The sequence below is a fragment of the Vibrio sp. Vb0888 genome (assembly GCF_033338835.1).
GTDB lineage: Bacteria > Pseudomonadota > Gammaproteobacteria > Enterobacterales > Vibrionaceae > Vibrio > Vibrio alginolyticus.
In genome coordinates this window covers 178,673-197,543 of sequence record NZ_JAWOTL010000008.1, presented here as the reverse complement: position 1 = coordinate 197,543, position 18,871 = coordinate 178,673, and the positions used below count along the sequence as shown (strand labels likewise).

Below are 18,871 nucleotides of genomic sequence, written 5' to 3'. Positions count from 1 at the left end.
GCTAGTAGACCAGCGGCTAGAGTTTTGAATCCTTTCATCTCTTATTCCTCCCCAGCATATACAGGCAATTTGATTAGCGCTGGTGGCGCTTGCTTCTTCGCGATACGAAGGCCTTGCTGTACCGCTATGCGGTAGCTTTCCGGTAATGTTTCCCATTGACGTGTTTGTTGGTTCCACATACCTGTCTCACCACCGTCTGGAGATTGGAATAAAAGCGCCGTGCGACCAATACGTAGGAAGTCGTAAGTCACGGTTTCCCCATTTCTATCTAGGCTAGCTTTGTAAGATTCAATTGAGCGAGAGAAGCCTTCTTCAATTTGGTAGGCTTCCATCACTTTACGGAATTTCTCAGAAGTCGTTACGTCGGCGCGATCCATGAGACGACGCAGTTCTTGGACACGTTTATTACGTTCTTTTTTCTGGAAAGGCAGATCGAGAGTCACAAACTCATCGAGTGCATCGATCATTTTAAGTGTTAGTGGCACTACTTCTGTTGCCGTTTGATCGATCTGAGCTATTTGGTTATTTAATGAGTCCAATTCACCTTGCTGTGATTGAACCATACGATTAATTTGCTCGTTGTAGACTTTCATGCTGTCGATTTGACGTAGTAAGCCTTTGTATTCTGCCAACATGCCTTCAGTACTTTCGGCATAATTGTCGATTTTTTGTTGCGAAGCTTCTGAAGATTGATTTGCTTTTGCTTGTGTGGAAACGACAGCACCAGAGTTGGCCGCTATAGAGCTACTACTGATAGTAAGCAATGCTGCAGCTATGGCACTGAGACCAAATTCCTTGAATTTCATGGTTGCATCCTTGTCAGTGTTTTAGTCAGTCGAAAAGGGCGCGGAAAACCCGCGCCAAATATTTTTTAGAAGTCGTATGATGCCTCGACGTATAGCTGACGTCCGATTGGATCGTCATACCCAGTTGCATAGAATGGAGAGGTATCGCTTAGAGGATCTGCAGGCGGTACTTTGTCAAACATGTTGATAGCACCAAGAGTTACACGACCACTCTCGTTGAATTGGTAAGAAGCCGTTAGGTTCCACGTTGTCATACTAGCGATTTCTGCTTTGTAACCCGCTTTTTTAGCAGAATCACAGTCATCAAAGTAGTAACGGTTTGCGTAGCTTGAACACATACGGTCGCGGTATTTACCAAATAGGTTGATAGCGACATCTTCATATGCCCAGCCAAGATTTAACGTTGCGGTGTATTCAGGCATGAAATCTCTTTCATCCGTTACAGGCTCGCTGTCGTTTTCTTGATATTCAGCAATCAAGATCTTCGTTACAGCAACACGCGTGTTAAATGAACCGAACTCATTAGTGTCGTATGCGTATTTGATCGCTAGGTCAATACCAGAACGCTCTTCATACGACTGGTTCACTGGACCATAGGATACCGACTTGATGGTGCCATCTGGGTTACGAACGACTTCAGTACCTGGGTATTTACCTGGATCGTTAATTACGTCTTGGTAAGTTGGTGCTGTTACGACGTCTTCCATCTTGATGTGGTACCAGTCAACAGTTACACCAAGATCATCCACAGGCTCCCACGCTAGGCCCAAGTTAATGTTTGTACTTGTTTCTTCTTTCAGCTCAGAGTTAGGGCCATTAAGCGTATCGAAGTACTGAGTATCACACTCTGGGTACTTGTCTTTATCTTGTGGGCCGCTACCACCAGCGTTGGCACAAAGCACAGGGTCAAAACCAGAACCAAAGCCTCGAGTTTGATCACCAAATAGTCGCTTCAAGTCTGGAGCTCGGAAGCCTAGACCGTAGCTACCACGTAGCAATAGGGTGTCAGTAGGACGGTATGCTAGGGCTACTTTAGGAGTGAATGCGCCGCCAGTTGCCGAGTCGTCGAAGTAGTGGTCGTAACGACCAGCGACAGTCATTTCTAAATCTTCAATGATAGGAATAAGAGCTTCAACACCAAGACCAATCTGATCGCGGTCACCGCCGCCTGATGTTCCACCTAGACCAGAGAAACCACCAGCTGCTGTTGTCGCATCAATCGTCTCATTGTAGTCAGTACGGTTCCATTCACCATAAACAGCAAAGCCAGACATACCTGCAGGAAGTTCAACCAAATCACCAGCCAGTGAGCCGTTAACAGAGTAAAGCTTTGAGTAAGCTTCTTTGCTTGAAGTGCCGCTGTATTTGTCTACAACGTCTTGAGAGATAGGCCCTAGAAGATCGACATCACCATTTTGTACAGCTTGGTCGAGAGTTAGGAAGATTGCTGGGTTGCTTGTTTCAACGCTTTGCTCAGAGTAACCAGCGGATAGGTCCCAATCATACGTATCAGCAAGCAGGCCGTTCAAGCCTAAGGTTAAGCCAAAAGAATCGGCTTCAGTGTTACTTTCGCGTGGTCCAAATTCGACCATACGGCGAGTGTATTCGCCTTCGCCGCGGAAGTGAGTGGCATCAACTTCAACGCTGTAAGGGTTAGGTTCGAATTCAGATTCTGTAGACTTGTAGCCAAAACGGGCTTCTGCCATGGCAGTGACATTGTCGTTAATGTCCATTTCACCACGTAAAAGTAGGTCTACTTGTTTGTTTTCTGGTTTTAATGTTCGGTATGCAGAGCGGTTAACACCACACTTTCCATCCGCTCGTTCAATCGCGGCATCACCAACGACTTCTTTACATGAAGAACCAGCATCAGCTGGTGTTAGAAGTGTTCCGTTGGCGCCTTCAAAGTTTGCACCGTAGCTAGAGTAGCCACTTAGCTGAGAACGGCTAGAACCGTCATCGCCAGCCCAATCATCTCGGTCAGATTGCTTTAGCATTTCGTTGCCCGCAAATTGGCCAACGAAGAGAATACGTTTGTCGTCAAAGTTTTTGCCAGCCACAACGTCTAAACGGCCGTTTTGGTAACCACCATCCGTCGCGTCACCCGCGCGTACTTTTACAGAAACGCCATCAAAGTCTTTCTTTAAAATGAAGTTTACGACACCACCGATTGCGTCGGAGCCGTAGATAGCAGAACCTGAGTCGGTCATTACTTCAACACGCTCAATAGCGGCGACAGGGATTTGGCCGATATCTTGGAAGTTAGATGTACCATCTTGTGCTAGCGGGTATTGAGGAAGACGACGGCCATCAATAAGAATCAATGTGCGTGACGCGCCAAGGCCACGTAAGTTGACTGACTGCGCTGCTGGTGTAAACGAGAAAGAGTCTGTTTGAGCCATTACACCACCTGTGTTTTGGGTCAAACTGTTCAATACGTCTTGCGCGCTGTTAAAGCCTTTAGACTCAATGTCTTTACTATTAATAACAGTAACTGGTGAAGGACCTTCCATATCCGTCGTGGAGATACGCGAACCAGTAACTTTCATCTTTTGAAGTTTTTCAACTTGCTGCTCTTCTGCCAGTGCTGTTGCTGGGGCTGCAATTGCTGCTGTCCCCAAAGCAAGGCTTATCGCAACAGATAAAGCGGTTGTGTTTTTATACATCCTTGTTGCTCCGATTATTATTATTTCCTATGTCTGGCCGCATAGCGGCCAAATGTGACGTTAATATTTCGTTAACGTTCGGCCAATGTATAACCGAGATGAAAAAAGGAAGTCAAACCAGTGGTAAACGGGGATGCTTAAATGTAAAAAAGATGTAAATAACCAGGCTTTATTTAAAAGGCGGAATAAAAAACCGAATAAGGTTTATGAATCGAGATTAAATTTCAATAAAACACCGTATTTTGTGTTTCTTATAAACTTTAATGACTTATCTTGCCTATGGTTTTTTAGTGGGTAATTGAATCTGGAAAAAGATATTTTTCCAGTGAATTGTTCTGAGATGAGTTTTATATCGAATCCATACTTTGTTAGCTCGAACTTATTAGGTGGTATCAAAATATGATACCCATTGCTGTTAAAGGGCTCACTCGTATTTTTAGGTCAAATATAACCTTGGATTATGTGTCTATTTATGTGTGTAGGGTGCATTTTTATGTAGGGTTTTGGCTCTAAACAGCCTAGATTGATATTCTGTATGAATTATTTTTGTGGTTTTTTATAATTTTTTACAAAAACATTTCTGTTTTTCGACATCGAAGGAAGTTTGTCATGTTTTGGTTTCAAACACTTGAAGCTGATGTGGATTCAAGATAAATATGACGCTGAAATTATTGCAGTAGTAGAAAAGTCTAGCTCTTGAGGCGCAGGGAGTGTGCTTCAACAGTTTTAGTTACTACGAGATAAATATGCACCATTTTGGGCGGAAAATATCCTCTTTCACTCCGTTTGAACTGGACAGTAGACAAGGAGCAAGTTGTATATGCTGTCGTACTTTTTACGCCGTTTGGCGTTGGTTATCCCAACGTTTCTCGGGATAACTATTCTCATCTTTGCTATCACTCGTTTCGTGCCTGGCGGACCTGTTGAACGCATGTTGTCACAAATGCAGTCCCAGGGGGACGGCGCCGCATCAATGACGTCTGCGGGTGGTAATACGGCTCTTTCTGACGATCAAATCGCGGAGCTGAATGCGTTTTATGGCCTGGATAAACCAGTAACGGAAGCGTACGTCGAATGGTTAAGTCGTTTGGTAATGCTAGATCTTGGCGAGTCGACGCGTTACTACGAGCCTGTCTCGGACATGATCGCAGAGCGTTTGCCAGTGTCGTTGTTTTATGGCGGCATGACCTTCTTTATTAGTTATTTTATCTCGATTCCTCTTGGTTACTATAAGGCGCTCAAGCACGGTTCTGTCTTTGATTCCGCTTCTTCAGTACTCATTTTCGTAGGCTACGCGCTACCAGGTTATGTGGTGGGTGTATTGCTGATCACGTTATTTAGTTATCACTTGGAATGGTTTCCGATGGGAGGCTTTGTCGGCGATGACTTCGATGATTACGAAACCTTCTTTGAACGCACTAAAGACATTATGTGGCATGCGGTGTTGCCTTTGATCTGTTACCTCATTGGTGATTTTGCCACGCTGACGATGACAATGAAAAATAACCTGATGGAAAACCTTTCCTCAGATTACATCCGCACCGCAATTGCGAAAGGATTACCTTTCAAAAAAGCAGTTCGTAAGCACGCGTTGCGTAACAGCTTAATTCCAATCGCGAGTCACTTTGGTAACTCTTTGTTGTTCTTCATGACCGGTGCTTTCCTGATTGAAGTTATCTTCAATATTGATGGCATTGGCTTATTGGGTTACGAATCAATCATGGAGCGTGATTACCCTGTTGTTATGGGTATTGTCGCCATTAATGCGTTGTTACTTCTCATTGGTAACATCATTTCAGATATTTGTGTTGCTTTAGTCGACCCACGTGTGAAGTTTGGAGCGTAACATGATTAAAGTTAGTCCATTAACTCAAAAGAAAATTCGTCACTTTAAAGAGATCAAACGAGGCTATTGGTCGTTTGTTGCTCTTTCTATCATGTTGATCCTTTCTCTATTCGCCGAACTTTTGATCAACAGTAAAGCGCTAGTCGTCAAGTACGATGGTAGCTACTATTTTCCTGTTGTCAGTGACGTACGTTTAGGTAGCGAATTCGGCCAAGAGTCATCCAGTGAAGCCGATTATCGTGTACTGCAAAAAGCGTTTGAGGCTGAAGGGGGCGACAACTTTGTTATTTTGCCGCTTGTGCCGTGGAACCCATACGAACAAGATTTTAGTGGTGATTTCCCGCCAACAGCACCTAGTGCCGAAAATAAGCATTATTTAGGTACAGATGTGATAGGTCGCGATATTTTGGCGCGACTCGTCTACGGATTCAGAACGGCGATGGGATTTGCGTTGCTTACGATGGCCATTTCCTACGCGATCGGTACTGCAGTCGGTTGTGCTATGGGTTTTTGGGGCGGTAAATTTGACTTGTTTGTACAGCGACTTATCGAAATCTGGTCAATGGTCCCGTTTTTGTACGTCATTATGATTCTTGTCTCAATCGTTCAGCCGACGTTTGCTCTCTTTGTCGCTATTAACGTGCTTTTCACTTGGATGGGTATGACATGGTACATGCGGACCATGACCTATAAAGAAGCGGCACGAGAATATGTAATGGCGGCTCGTGCTTTAGGGGCATCGACCGGACGTATCTTGTTTAATCACATCTTGCCAAATACGATGGTGATGATTGTAACCCTAGCGCCTTTCACTATTGCAGCTAACATCACAGCACTGACTGCTCTCGATTACCTAGGATTAGGCTTGATGCCACCAACGCCAAGTTGGGGTGAACTACTGCAACAAGGTAAGTCAAACTTAGATTCGCCATGGATTGTTGCGTCAGTAGTGACTTCTATAGTTCTGGTTCTGGTAATGGTGACCTTTATTGGTGAAGCCATTCGAGCGGCTTTCGACCCGAAAAAATTCACACGCTATGTTTAAGCGAGCATTGTGAGCAAAACATAAAAAGGGAAGTTTTATGAAGAAATTATTTTTAGCGTCCACGCTGAGCGCCCTGAGTTTTGGTGCAATGTCAGCAACGCTTCCGACAGACTTAAACTGGCAAACAAACTGGGATGAGCCTCAATATGGTTCGCCAGAAGCGAAACGTGGAGGGACTTATCGCACCTTTATGTCAAGTTTCCCGCAGACGTTACGTAGTGTTGGTCCAGACGCTAATGCAGGGCTACGTTCTTTTATCTTAGATGAAACACCAGGCTTGGTGGTCCGCCACCCAGATACTTTAGAGTTCATCCCTGAGCTTGCTAACGAGTGGGCGTTAGCAGGTGACAACAAAACGGTCTATTTTAAACTCAACCCTGAAGCCAAATGGTCGGACGGCAAACCTGTGACTGCCGACGATTTCGTGTTCATGCTGAAGTTTTATCGTTCCAAGGACATCTTGGAACCTTGGTACAACGATTACTACAACAAAACGATTGCGGATGTTATCAAGTACGACACTCATACGTTTGCTGTTAAGGCGGCGAAAGAGTTCAATCCGGAAGAGTTGCTGTTACGAATGGGGGCTCTGCGCCCACGCCCCGCACATTTTTATGCTAACCCTTCAAAAGATGAAAATGGTGACGGTATACATGACAACTTTGTCCGCTACTACAATTTTAAAAGTGAACCAACGACCAGTGCATACTACCTAGATGACATTAAAAAAGGTAAAAGTGTTACCTTCAAACATGTCGGTGAAGACTGGTGGGGTTACAGCAATAAGTATTATCAACATCGCTATAATGTCGACAAAATCCGCATCACAGTGATTCGCGACAGTGATATCGCGATGAAGCACTTTGAGAAAGGGAAGCTGGACGCATTTGGTCTTGTTTTACCAAGCTTATGGCATGATAAATCGAATACGGAACCTTACCAAAAGGGATACATTCAAAAGTTCTGGGGTTACAACCAATTCCCAGTTGGGGCTGGTGGTGTATGGATGAACACCGCGATGCCTTTGCTGGATGATTTAAACATTCGCAAGGGCATTACTTACGCGATTGACTTTGATGGCATGATAGAGAATGTCATGCGTGGCGACTACTCCCGTAAACCGAACCCGACCGGTTATGGTCATGGTAAATACACCCTACCAGATGCTAAGGCACCGAAGTTTGATCCCGCAAAAGCGGCCGAGGCATTCGAAGCCGCAGGCTTTAACAAAATTGGTTCTGATGGTATTCGTGTCAATGATAAAGGTGAGCGCTTAAGCTTCGAGCTGACCTACGGAACACCTGTTCATACTCCTCGTATTACCTTTTTGCGTGAGCAAGCCAAGCTAGCAGGGCTGGATATTGAGCTCAAGTTAGTTGATGGCTCATCCATGTTCAAATACGTACGTGAGAAAAAGCACGATTTGGCTTTCTTAGATATGGGTACGTCTGAGATCCCAACGTATTGGGAGTACTTCCATTCAGTCAATGCGAACAAGCCGCAAACTAACTCTTTCACAAACTACAGCACGCCTGAACTGGATGAAAAGATCATCGAGTATCGTTTTGGCATGGATATGGATAAAAAGATCCAGCTAGGTCATGAGATTCAGCGTGACATCATTGATGCTCACGTTATCGTCCCAGGCTACATGGTTCCTTATGTCCGCTATGGTCACTGGCGCTGGTTAAAGTTTCCAGATAAGCCAATGAATCGCATGACAGAGGCGCTGTTCAGTGGTGCAATCATAGGCGATGGCACTTACTGGATTGATAGTGATATCAAAAAAGAAACGAAACAAGCGATGAAGTCAGGCAAAGCTTTTGAACCTGTTGTTGTCGTAGATGACACTTATAAGCTGTAAGGATTGGTTATGGAAAACGATGTAATCCTAAGTGTTAAAGATCTCGAAGTTGAATTTACCACCGATGATGGGCCAGTGAAGGTTCTGCATGGTGTGAACTTTGATGTGAGAGCTGGACGTACACTCGGTCTGGTAGGAGAGTCAGGTAGTGGTAAGAGCGTAACCTCAATGTCGATCATGGGGCTATTACCTAAGCCATATGGCAACATTATCAAAGGTGAAGTGAATTATCGCGGCACCAACCTAGTTGATTTGCCTGCGGAAGAGATGTACGCCATGCGTGGCGATCGCATTTCGATCATCTTCCAAGACCCGATGACGGCGCTCAACCCAGTGCACACCATTGGTCGTCAAATATGTGAAGTGCTTGAGCTCCATCGACCTGAGCTCGACAAAAAGGAGCGGGAGGCGTACTCGATTGAAATGCTGGCAAAAGTAAAAATTCCAATGCCAGAGAAGCGATTGAATGAGTATCCCCATAACCTATCTGGTGGTATGCGCCAGCGTGTCATGATCGCGATGGCATTAGCCTGTAAGCCGGATATTCTGATTTGTGATGAACCGACTACAGCGTTGGATGTTACGGTTCAGGCGTCTATCCTTGAACTGATGAACGAGCTTCAGGAAGAAACGGGCATGGCGATGATCTTCATCACTCACGATCTCGGGGTTGTGGCAGAAGTGTGTGATGATGTTGCCGTGATGTATGGCGGACGTATTGTCGAAAAAGCAGAAATTTTTGAGTTGTTTGATAACCCGCAGCACCCATACACAGAGCGTTTAATGGGATTGATGCCGAGCTTAGATAATGAGCCGAAGCAGATGATCGATATCAAGCCTATTGATGCCAGTATGTTTGCCAGTTAACTGGGCAAAGTGAACCAGTCATAAAAGAGGATGTTATGGCAAAAGAAGTATTAAGAATTGAAAATCTTAAGCAGCACTTTGTTTCTGGTAAAGGGCTGTTCAAGAAAGGCTACACCATCAAAGCGGTAGACGGGGTTTCACTGTCTGTTTCTGAAGGTGAAACACTGGGGCTAGTTGGTGAGTCAGGTTGTGGTAAAAGCACCCTTGGTCGCACGATCTTAAAGTTATATGAGCCAACAGAAGGTAAGATTTTCTTTGAAGGTAAAGACATCACTAAATTGTCTGTTAAAGAGATGCGCTCGCTGCGTAAAGACATGCAAATCGTCTTTCAAGACCCAATGGAGTCACTCAATCAGCGTCATACCATCGGTATGATTCTGGAAGAACCGTTTGTTATTCATAAAATTGGCACGCCAACAGAGCGTAAACAGTGGGTAAAAGAGCTTTTAATCAAAGTGGGATTACCAGAAACGGCAGTAAACCGTTATCCACATGAATTTTCAGGCGGGCAACGGCAGCGTATCGGTATCGCTCGCGCGATTGCATTGAAGCCTAAACTGCTGATTTGTGATGAATCGGTATCTGCGTTAGATGTGTCGGTACAGGCGCAAATCTTGAACCTATTGCTACAACTGCAACAAGAAATGAACTTGGCGATCATATTTATCTCTCACGATCTCTCGGTGGTGAAACATGTTTCTGACAAAGTTGCCGTGATGTATTTTGGCAAAGTGGTAGAAGCAGGCAGTGCTAAAGAAATTTATGCAAACCCGCAAAACGAATACACCAAAAAACTCCTATCTGCGATTCCGATCACTCACCCTAAATATCGGAAGAAAAAGCGCGTAGCTGAAAAAAAGCAGCAAGTGGCGTAAGTGATGCCACAGGTCCTATAACACAAAAGCGCTCCGCCAAATAAGCGGAGCGTTTTTATAAGCAAATGCCAGGACTTGGAGTCGATTTACACTGATGTTTATTCTGATTGATTGAAGATCGTTGCATGCTAAACTCAAGGCCTATTTTCTTTGTTTGGATAATGGACCATGCCGTCGAATTTACCGAAATCCTTTAGTCGACCTTTCCTGAGAATCTTCCATATTTTGGAGGCGGTATTATTAGTCTCTATTACCTTGGCGACGTTGTACGCCATGATGCAAGAGTTTGTGCACGTATTTGTAGAGAAGCGTGTCTTACTCACAGATATTCTGTTGATGTTTATCTATCTGGAAGTGCTCGCCATGGTGCAGCAGTTCGTGATGAACGGTAAAATTCCGGTACGCTATCCTATCTACATCGCGATGATGGCGATCGCCCGCTATATCACTCTCGGAATGAAAGAGCTGGATGCGGTTTTGGTTGTGTGGTTATCTCTGGCTGCGTTTATTTTGGCTGCGGCTACTTTGCTGATCAGAATTGGACACCATTATTGGCCCTACGTTGATAACAGAACCTTGGAAAAAGATGAGTAAAAGAAAGCCCCGCACTAGCGGGGCTTTTTTGTTTCAATACTCGATGACTTTTAGATCATTCAATGTTTTGGATCTGCTCACGCATCTGTTCAATTAGAACTTTCAGTTCAACGCCCGATGCGGTGATGTCGGTGCTGATGGATTTCGACGCTAGCGTGTTTGATTCACGGTTGAACTCTTGCATCATAAAATCTAGACGGCGACCCACTGCGCCACCTTTTTTCAGAATGTTTGTGGTTTCTTTTACGTGAGAGTCCAAGCGATCGAGCTCTTCAGCAACATCCGATTTTTGCGCTAGCAAAATCAACTCTTGCTCGATACGAGATGGATCCAGTTCCACTTTAGCGTCTTCGAACTTCGAGAATAGTCGCTCACGTTGCCATTCTAAAATTTCTGGCATGCGGGCACGCACTTTTACGACTTCTGCAGAGATGGCGTCTAAACGCTGTTCAATCAGCGCTTTCATGTTCTCGCCTTCACGAGCGCGCGCTTCAATAAATTCATCCATTGCGCCATCAAACGCTTCTAGTAGCACTTTATTTACTGCATCCATGTCTTGCTCTGGCGTTTCCATTACCCCCGGCCATTGCATGACTTGAAATGGATTGATTCGGCTCAGTTCACCAGTCATGTGCATGACTTGTTCAGCGGCTTTAATTACCTGGCTAGCAAGCGCTTCATTGATGCTAAGCTCACCTTTTGCGGCAGGGTTTGCTTCAAAACGCAGATTACATTCTACTTTGCCTCGCGCTAAGCGCTTACGAAAGCGCTCACGTAAAACGGGCTCTAACCCGCGAAATTGCTCTGGCATGCGGAAGTATGTTTCTAAATAACGCTGGTTCACGCTGCGGATTTCCCATACCGCAGAACCCCAATCGCCTTTTACTTCTTTGCGTGCATACGCTGTCATACTGTAAATCATCGAATTTTCCTGTCTTCATTTTTTGAAAATTACTTCAAGAGTGTATCACGCTGCGTCGATAGGTGCGCGGGATGTATGGATTGTTTATGTTGTGCCAGCGGCGTAACCTATGAATCCGGAATCGATTCCGTTATAATCTTCGCCCAACCAAATCGTCTTCTCCTCATATTTAAGGTAGATGCCCATGCGTCCAAACGATCGCAAGGCGGATCAAGTTCGCCCTATCAAAATTACTCGTAACTACACAGCTTACGCTGAAGGGTCAGTGCTAGTTGAGTTCGGTAACACCAAAGTGTTGTGTAATGCGACCGTCGAAGAATCTGTGCCACGTTGGCTAAAAGGTCAAGGTAAAGGCTGGGTTACAGCTGAATACGGCATGCTACCTCGAGCAACACATTCGCGTACTCGTCGTGAAGCGGCAAGTGGCAAACAAGGCGGCCGTACGATGGAAATTCAGCGTCTTATCGCGCGAAGCCTACGCGCTGTTGTCGACCTAAAAGCCATGGGTGAGTTCATGATCACCGTTGACTGTGACGTTATCCAAGCTGACGGTGGTACGCGTACTGCATCCATCAGCGGCGCAAGTGTTGCAATGGCCGATGCATTCCAACACCTAGTAGATAGCGGCAAGCTAAAAGCAAACCCAATGAAAGGCCACGTAGCGGCAGTTTCAGTTGGTTTGCTAGGTGATGATGTTCTGTGTGACCTTGAATACGTTGAAGATTCAGCGGCAGACACAGACATGAACGTGGTAATGACAGAAGAAGGCAAGATGATTGAAATTCAGGGCACCGCAGAAGGTGAACCGTTCAGTCACGAACAGCTGATGGCATTGCTCGAGTCGGCGAAAGTCGGCATTACGGAAATTGTCGCAGCGCAGAAGGCGGCGTTAGCCAATTGATTTAGATAGCTCCCATTATGGGGGCTATTTTTTTATCTCGACAATAGAGAAATGAATGATTGTCGAGAAGAGACACAAGAAACCAAGGACATAGAGAGAAAATAATGAAAGCATACCAGCGTGAATTTATTGAGTTTGCACTTGAGAAAGAAGTTCTTAAGTTTGGTGAGTTTACTTTGAAATCTGGCCGTAAAAGCCCGTACTTCTTTAACGCTGGTCTTTTCAATACTGGTCGTGACCTAGCGCGTCTTGGTCGTTTTTACGCAGCCGCGCTCGCTGATTCTGGCATTGAGTTTGATGTACTGTTTGGCCCGGCGTACAAAGGTATCCCAATCGCGACGACAACAGCAGTCGCGCTGGCGGATCACCACGATATCGACACGCCTTACTGCTTCAACCGTAAAGAAGCGAAAGATCACGGCGAAGGCGGTAACCTTGTAGGCTCTGCGCTTGAAGGTCGAATCATGCTAGTGGATGACGTAATCACAGCAGGTACTGCGATTCGTGAATCGATGGAAATCATCAAGGCGAATGGTGCAGACCTTGCTGGTGTGTTGGTTGCGATTGACCGCCAAGAAAAAGGCAAAGGTGAATTGTCTGCGATCCAAGAAGTGGAGCGTGACTTTGGTTGTGCAATCATCTCGATCGTTAGCCTGACTGACCTTGTGACTTTCCTTGAAGAGAAAGGCACAGACAAAGAGCATCTAGAAGCAGTCAAAGCATACCGCGCAGAATACGGCATTTAATTGGTTACTTTTTCTGAAAAAGTAAAAAGGGCAGATGGATATTCATCTGCCCTTTTTTGTTTTTGGATTCATCGCCTTGACCACTTACTTATAGCGAATGCCTTTCTCGACATGCTCATCTTGCATGGTTTTATAGCGTTTATGGAGCCACATCCATTGCTCTGGAGCGCGTAGAATGACTTCTTCCACATACTTGTTCATATAAGCGGCAGCGGCGACTTCGTCTTTTTGTGGATAATCGGCTTCAATGCACTTATCGGCGATGATGTCGTATTTTCCTTCGTCATTGCGAAACCCTGAGCCTGGGATGATCGCACATTTTGAGGTATACGCCAGAATGCTCGTGCCTGTTGTCGTACACGCATTGTCTACGGCAAAGAAGGGCACAAATACTGATTTTTTGCGACCGTAATCGTGATCCGGTAAATAGAACAGACGCTCACCGCTGCGTAAAACACGAATCATCTTTTTTACATCTTTACGATCAATCAGTTTATTGCCGTTATGTGTCCGTCCCCAATACTGGATAAAGTTATAAGCAGGATTATTATGTGGACGAAACGCGCCGTACCCGGCCACGCCTAACACGGCGAAAGCACGCGCAGTGATCTCTAGATTTAGAGCATGGACACAACAAAGTAGGACGCCTTTACCTTCTTTGGCTTTTTCACGCAGTGCGCCGAGATCTTTCTCGACGATCAGGTTTTTAAAGCGCCAAGTCGGCCAGAACCAAGTGATTCCGGTTTCTATCAGTGCCATACCAGTATTTTTGAAGTTCTCTTCAACAATATGTTGAATCTCTTCAGGTGTTTTGTCTGGAAAGGCCAATTCTAAGTTACGCTGAGCAACGTGGACACGCTTTTTACCGTAGCGCATGCCAAGTTTACCGAGTGAACGACCTAATGAAAGCAGCAGCCGATAAGGAAGAATATTGATGAGGATGGCCAACAGACCAAAACCAAGCCATACGCCCCAGTTACGAGGGTGAAGAAGTGAAAGAGAAAACTCGGGCTGCGTGTATTTGTCTTTACTCATAGTCTTTTACTTTATTTGTGCACTCAAAAGCGCCCAGTACTCGTCAAAGTTTGCAGTCGGCTGGTATTTAAAGTCGCTACGCACAAAGCGGTTTAGGCTCCCCTCAACTTGTCCCAGAATTTGCGCGGCTAGGATGCGCTCTTCGACAGGGAAAGACTTCCCTTCACGAATCTTACGTTCACGCAGGATTTGGCGCAATTGTGTTTCTATACGCTCAAAGAGTTGATTGATGCGTTCACGTAGACGTTCATTTTCAAACATTAGAGCATGACCCGACAAAATGCGTGTCAGACCTGGGTTACGTTCAGAGAACGCCAAAATAAGGTGCATCACCATACGAATACGCTCTAGTGTATCTTTTTCGTCGTCTAGAATACGGTTGATACGTGTCATCAAGGCTTCTTCAATGAACTCAATCAACCCTTCGAACATGCGCGCTTTACTTGGGAAATGACGATACAGCGCGGCTTCTGAAACGCCGACTTGCTTGGCCAGTTTTGCCGTAGTAATGCGTGAAGCGCCATCTGTTGATTCAAGCATTTCTGCCAATGCTTGTAAGATCTCTTCACGACGGTTGGATTTTTTACTGCCGGCCATTAGTTACTTCCTTTCAAAATACAAAGTTGAGCGGAGGGGATTATAAGACGCTATTTCGCCTCAAACTAGACCACTAAGGGTGGAATGGGAGATTTAACACCCTTAGTTGTCATTTTTGTACCAAATTTATGCCAGCTTTTGTAAAAAATTGGCAGGGTTTTCAAACGTTAGTTACATCAATTGATGCATTTTTTCGAGAATTTTAAAGCTCAATGCTTCTTTTGATTCTAAAGCGAGCGCAAGTTCACCTTCAGGCCAGTAAAGGGTAATTGCGTTGTCGTTGCTGTTAAATCCTTGCCCTGCAACCGAAACGTCGTTTGCACAGATCATATCGAGGTTTTTCTTTGTTAACTTGCCTCGAGCATAGGTCTCTACATCATTGGTTTCAGCCGCAAAACCGACGGTAAACGGACGCTTCTCCGTCATTGCTGCCACAGATGCAACAATATCAGGATTTTTAACCATATTAATGACCATTTCGTCGTTGTCTTCTGTCTTTTTCAACTTTTGAGACGCGATCGTTTGTGGGCGGTAGTCGGCAACGGCAGCGCAGCTAATAAAGGCATCATGCTGGTTTGCATGTGTCATAACGGCTTCGTGCATCTCTTGTGCACTGGAAACATTTATGCGCTCAACACCTACGGGCGTATTTAAACTGACAGGACCGCTCACGAGGGTGACTTTTGCTCCCATCTGCGCTGCGGCGCTCGCCAATGCATAGCCCATTTTCCCGGAGCTATGGTTTGTAATGTAACGCACTGGATCAATCGCTTCGCGAGTTGGTCCGGCGGTAATGAGTATCGACTTACCTTCTAGCAATTTTGGTTGAAAGAACTGTTCACATAGATGTACTAGCTGCATTGGTTCCAGCATTCGACCTGGTCCTACATCACCACAGGCTTGCTCTCCTGCCGCAGGGCCCCAGATGTGCATACCACGACGCGCTAACGTAGCGATGTTCTCTTGGGTTGCGATATTGCGATACATCTGTTGATTCATCGCAGGAGAAACAGCAACAGGGGAATCCGTCGCGAGCACGAGCGTAGTAAGTAAATCGTTCCCCATGCCTGCGGACATGCGCGCGATTAAGTCCGCGGTCGCGGGCGCTAATAGCACTAAATCTGCCCATTTGGCCAATTCAATATGGCCCATAGAGGCTTCCGCTGCTGGGTCTAGTAAACTGTCCGAGACAGGACGGCCCGAAACGGCTTGCATGGTTAAAGGGGTAATGAACTCTTTTGCGGCTTTCGTCATTACAACTTGAACTTGCGCTCCTCTCTCTATGAGGCGACGGGTTAGCTCCGCACATTTATACGCGGCAATACCGCCACTGATGCCGAGTAGAATTTTCTTTCCTGCTAGTGTTTGCATGTGAGATCTCCAATTTGATGACCGGATTTTAACACAATTCAAAGTCTGACCGCCCGAGCATATATAACGAGAAGATAATTCACATCAAACTCCAGAGTATTAATCTGACCGAGGAAGGGAAAATTCTCGCCTACCTCACAGACAAGTTGCGCGGAGTTTGCAAGTCTGAAAAGAAAAAGAGGTAGTGGAAACCATGGTGTTGAAAAGTCGAAACAAATTGCTGCTGATAACCCTAATTCCGCTGTTGTTGATCACCACGTTGATCTCAGTGGTGTATTACATCAACAGCAGTAAAAGTTTGGAAGCGGAGCTGGCAAGAGACAGGCAAGAGCTCATCGAAACGAAAAAGAAAGAGTTACAAGCCTATATGATGATGGGCGTGACGGCGATAAAACCGTTATACGACACGGATGTAAATGGAAGTAATAAAGAGGCAGCAAAAGAAATTCTGAAAGCCATGCGCTTTGAAAGCGATGGTTACTTTTTTGCCTACGACTCTCAAGGTGTGAATACGTTGCACGCCATCAAACCTGCATTAGAGGGTAAAAACCTTTACGACTTAAAAGATGAAAATGGGGTCGCAGTTATTGCGGGCTTGATTGACGCTTCTCAAAAAGGGGATGGGTTCCTCTATTTCTCGTGGCACAAACCGACCATTGACGCACAAGCGCCTAAGTTGGGCTATGCAGAATATCTATCTAAATGGGACTGGGTTTTAGGTACTGGCGTTTATATTGATGACATCGACCAACAAGTTGCGATGCACAGAGAGTTAAAGACTCAAGAGCTAAAAGAGCATACATTATCTGCCGTGTTGATTTCCGCTATTGGATTGATCATTACCAGTGTTCTCACCAGTATCGTGGTGTCTAAAGGCATTCAGCCATTACAACATGTCGCGGCTTCATTAAAAGATGTTGCCGCAGGCGGCGGTGACTTAACGGCTCGTTTAAAAGTCGAAAGTCAGGATGAAGTCGGTGAAGTGGCAGCGGCGTTTAATGAGTTTATGGATAAGCTGCACCCACTGATGCAGGATATCCACCGCTCTGCGACGACAGTACAAACCGTTTCCCAAAGCCTGAACACTCAGACCAGCCAAGCGAGCGGCCAAATGCAGGACCACTGTTTAGAGACGGACAAAGTCGTGACTGCGGTGACACAAATGAGCATGACTGCCAAAGAAGTAGCCAGCAATACTAATGCGACCGCGCAGGCAATTGACGATGCCAACAGTCAAGTCACCGCCGCTCAGCATGAGGTCGAGCAAGCAATAGAAGGCATTACCGAACTCGTGACGGAGATAGACAGCACGTCAGATGCAATTTCTGAGTTGAGTTTACAGACCGAAAAAATAACCAAAGTGCTGGATGTGATTGGCGAGATAGCCGAGCAAACGAATTTGTTGGCCCTAAATGCGGCGATTGAAGCGGCTAGAGCCGGTGAGCAAGGTCGAGGGTTTGCCGTCGTTGCGGATGAAGTGCGCTCGTTAGCCAGTCGTACGCAAAATAGTACTCATGAAATTGGCGACATGCTCAAGCAGCTACAAAATGGTGTATCAAGAGCGGTCAGTACGATGTCGGTGAGCCAAAAACGAGGTGTCAAAACGGCGGAAGAATCTGCGCTCATTCAGCAATCTCTTTCTGGTGTTCATCATTCTATCGGAACAATTCGAGATATGGGTATTCAAACCGCGTCTGCCGCAGAAGAACAAAGCGCGGTTGCAGAAGACATCAACCAAAACTTAGTGGCTATTCAACAGATCGTGAACAACATTAATGAGACGTTGCAGCATGCCGAGTCAATCAGCACGCAGCTATCACAGTCTGGAACAGAAATTCACGGCTTGGTTGGCAACTTTAAACTCTGATGAACTGTTAAGTTGCATGGAAAACACTGATAGTACGAAGAAAGCGAAAGTCATACTCGACTTTCGCTTTTTGTTTTGTGGAATAGGGACACTTTCCATATAAAGAGACATCAGATGATACTGAAAGCTTTGCCAAATGAGTCCATGCCCAGAGAGAAGCTACTGCAACGAGGGCCGCAAGCTTTGACCGATGCTGAGCTACTGGCCATCTTCTTGCGCACAGGCACCCGCGGAATGAACGTGATTGAGCTTGCAGACTTCCTTATTCAAGACTTTGGTTCGCTCAGACAACTATTTTCAGCATCAGAAGAAGAGTTTTGTCGTCACAAAGGATTAGGGCAAGCCAAGTATGTTCAATTGCAAGCTGTACTAGAAATGACACAACGTTACTTGGCGGAGACGCTAAAGCGTGGTGATGCCTTAACCAGCCCCGACCAAACTAAGTTATATCTGTCTTCTATTTTAAGGGATCGGCAAAGAGAGGCTTTTTATATTCTTTTTCTCGATAACCAGCACCGAGTGATAAAAGATGAAATTTTATTTGAAGGAACGTTGGATGCAGCGTCGGTGTATCCGAGAGAAGTTGTTAAGCGTGCTCTGCATCATAACGCGGCGGCTTTGATTTTGGCGCACAATCATCCTTCAGGGGTTGCTGAGCCGAGCCAAGCTGACAGAAGGATTACAAGGCGTCTCATTGACGCATTAGCATTGGTGGATATTCGTATTTTGGACCATTTCGTCATCGGAGATGGGGAAAGTGTCTCTTTTGCTGAAAGAGGCTGGATATAACTGTGCGTTTTTTAGGTTGTTAGTTGCTAAAAATCTGCTATCATCCACGCCACTAAATTTTTAACTGAATTCAGCTTGGA

Annotated in this window: 16 protein-coding genes; 10 read left to right on the top strand and 6 right to left on the bottom strand. The window is 45.5% G+C overall.

Annotated elements, in window-relative coordinates; translation table 11 throughout:
• Window positions 1-41: 41 nt before the first annotated feature.
• Entirely contained in the window at window positions 42-806 is a 765-nt protein-coding gene (locus tag R7P72_RS13860; RefSeq protein WP_005379365.1) for a DUF3450 domain-containing protein, read from the bottom strand.
• Window positions 807-871: 65 nt separating this feature from the next.
• Window positions 872-3,472, bottom strand: a complete 2,601-nt coding sequence (locus R7P72_RS13855; protein ID WP_005379366.1) for a TonB-dependent receptor plug domain-containing protein — start codon at window positions 3,470-3,472, stop codon at window positions 872-874.
• A gap of 820 nt (window positions 3,473-4,292) precedes the next feature.
• Here R7P72_RS13855 and R7P72_RS13850 point away from each other — a divergent pair.
• The 6 genes from R7P72_RS13850 to R7P72_RS13825 all read left to right on the top strand — a co-directional run bounded on the left by R7P72_RS13850 (window position 4,293) and on the right by R7P72_RS13825 (window position 10,563).
• A complete protein-coding gene (locus R7P72_RS13850; RefSeq protein WP_005379368.1) occupies window positions 4,293-5,318 on the top strand; it encodes an ABC transporter permease subunit in 1,026 nt (341 codons plus the stop codon).
• 1 nt (window position 5,319) lies between these two features.
• Window positions 5,320-6,363: an ABC transporter permease gene (locus tag R7P72_RS13845; RefSeq protein WP_005379369.1), complete on the top strand. Its 1,044-nt coding sequence runs from the start codon at window positions 5,320-5,322 to the stop codon at window positions 6,361-6,363.
• Window positions 6,364-6,400: 37 nt separating this feature from the next.
• Window positions 6,401-8,227 carry an extracellular solute-binding protein gene (locus R7P72_RS13840; RefSeq protein ID WP_318110623.1) on the top strand — a complete coding sequence of 609 codons (1,827 nt, stop codon included), beginning with the start codon at window positions 6,401-6,403 and terminating at the stop codon, window positions 8,225-8,227.
• A 9-nt stretch (window positions 8,228-8,236) separates the two neighbouring features.
• Complete coding sequence (locus tag R7P72_RS13835; RefSeq protein WP_005379371.1) at window positions 8,237-9,094, top strand: ABC transporter ATP-binding protein; 858 nt, start codon at window positions 8,237-8,239, stop codon at window positions 9,092-9,094.
• A 35-nt stretch (window positions 9,095-9,129) separates the two neighbouring features.
• Window positions 9,130-9,969 (top strand): ABC transporter ATP-binding protein, encoded by an 840-nt coding sequence (locus R7P72_RS13830; protein WP_005379372.1) that lies wholly within the window; start codon window positions 9,130-9,132, stop codon window positions 9,967-9,969.
• 168 nt (window positions 9,970-10,137) lie between these two features.
• Window positions 10,138-10,563, top strand: coding sequence for a phosphate-starvation-inducible protein PsiE (locus R7P72_RS13825; RefSeq protein WP_017820704.1), 426 nt, complete (start codon window positions 10,138-10,140; stop codon window positions 10,561-10,563).
• 55 nt (window positions 10,564-10,618) lie between these two features.
• Here the strand turns inward: R7P72_RS13825 and R7P72_RS13820 are convergent, their stop codons facing one another.
• Window positions 10,619-11,485 (bottom strand): YicC/YloC family endoribonuclease, encoded by an 867-nt coding sequence (locus tag R7P72_RS13820; RefSeq protein ID WP_005395766.1) that lies wholly within the window; start codon window positions 11,483-11,485, stop codon window positions 10,619-10,621.
• 184 nt (window positions 11,486-11,669) lie between these two features.
• Here R7P72_RS13820 and rph point away from each other — a divergent pair, with 184 nt between their 5' ends.
• Both rph and pyrE read left to right on the top strand, forming a co-directional pair.
• Window positions 11,670-12,386 carry a ribonuclease PH gene (gene rph, locus R7P72_RS13815; protein ID WP_017634994.1) on the top strand — a complete coding sequence of 239 codons (717 nt, stop codon included), beginning with the start codon at window positions 11,670-11,672 and terminating at the stop codon, window positions 12,384-12,386.
• Window positions 12,387-12,490: 104 nt separating this feature from the next.
• The gene (gene pyrE, locus R7P72_RS13810; RefSeq protein WP_017634993.1) at window positions 12,491-13,132 is read left to right on the top strand and encodes an orotate phosphoribosyltransferase; all 642 of its coding nucleotides are present in this window, start codon (window positions 12,491-12,493) and stop codon (window positions 13,130-13,132) included.
• Between the two features lie 84 nt (window positions 13,133-13,216).
• Here pyrE and R7P72_RS13805 read toward each other — a convergent pair whose 3' ends face one another.
• The 3 genes from R7P72_RS13805 to coaBC form a co-directional block, all read right to left on the bottom strand.
• Entirely contained in the window at window positions 13,217-14,167 is a 951-nt protein-coding gene (locus R7P72_RS13805; protein ID WP_213907287.1) for a Kdo(2)-lipid IV(A) acyltransferase, read from the bottom strand.
• Window positions 14,168-14,173: 6 nt separating this feature from the next.
• Window positions 14,174-14,764, bottom strand: coding sequence for a nucleoid occlusion factor SlmA (slmA, locus tag R7P72_RS13800; protein WP_005379386.1), 591 nt, complete (start codon window positions 14,762-14,764; stop codon window positions 14,174-14,176).
• Between the two features lie 171 nt (window positions 14,765-14,935).
• Window positions 14,936-16,135, bottom strand: coding sequence for a bifunctional phosphopantothenoylcysteine decarboxylase/phosphopantothenate--cysteine ligase CoaBC (gene coaBC / locus R7P72_RS13795; RefSeq protein WP_017820705.1), 1,200 nt, complete (start codon window positions 16,133-16,135; stop codon window positions 14,936-14,938).
• Window positions 16,136-16,328: 193 nt separating this feature from the next.
• On the opposite strand from coaBC, the gene R7P72_RS13790 reads away from it, so the two are divergent.
• Together R7P72_RS13790 and radC are read left to right on the top strand one after the other, a co-directional pair.
• Window positions 16,329-18,002: a methyl-accepting chemotaxis protein gene (locus R7P72_RS13790; protein ID WP_033905951.1), complete on the top strand. Its 1,674-nt coding sequence runs from the start codon at window positions 16,329-16,331 to the stop codon at window positions 18,000-18,002.
• 114 nt (window positions 18,003-18,116) lie between these two features.
• Window positions 18,117-18,791: a RadC family protein gene (radC, locus tag R7P72_RS13785; protein WP_017820707.1), complete on the top strand. Its 675-nt coding sequence runs from the start codon at window positions 18,117-18,119 to the stop codon at window positions 18,789-18,791.
• The last annotated feature ends 80 nt before the right edge of the window (window positions 18,792-18,871 follow it).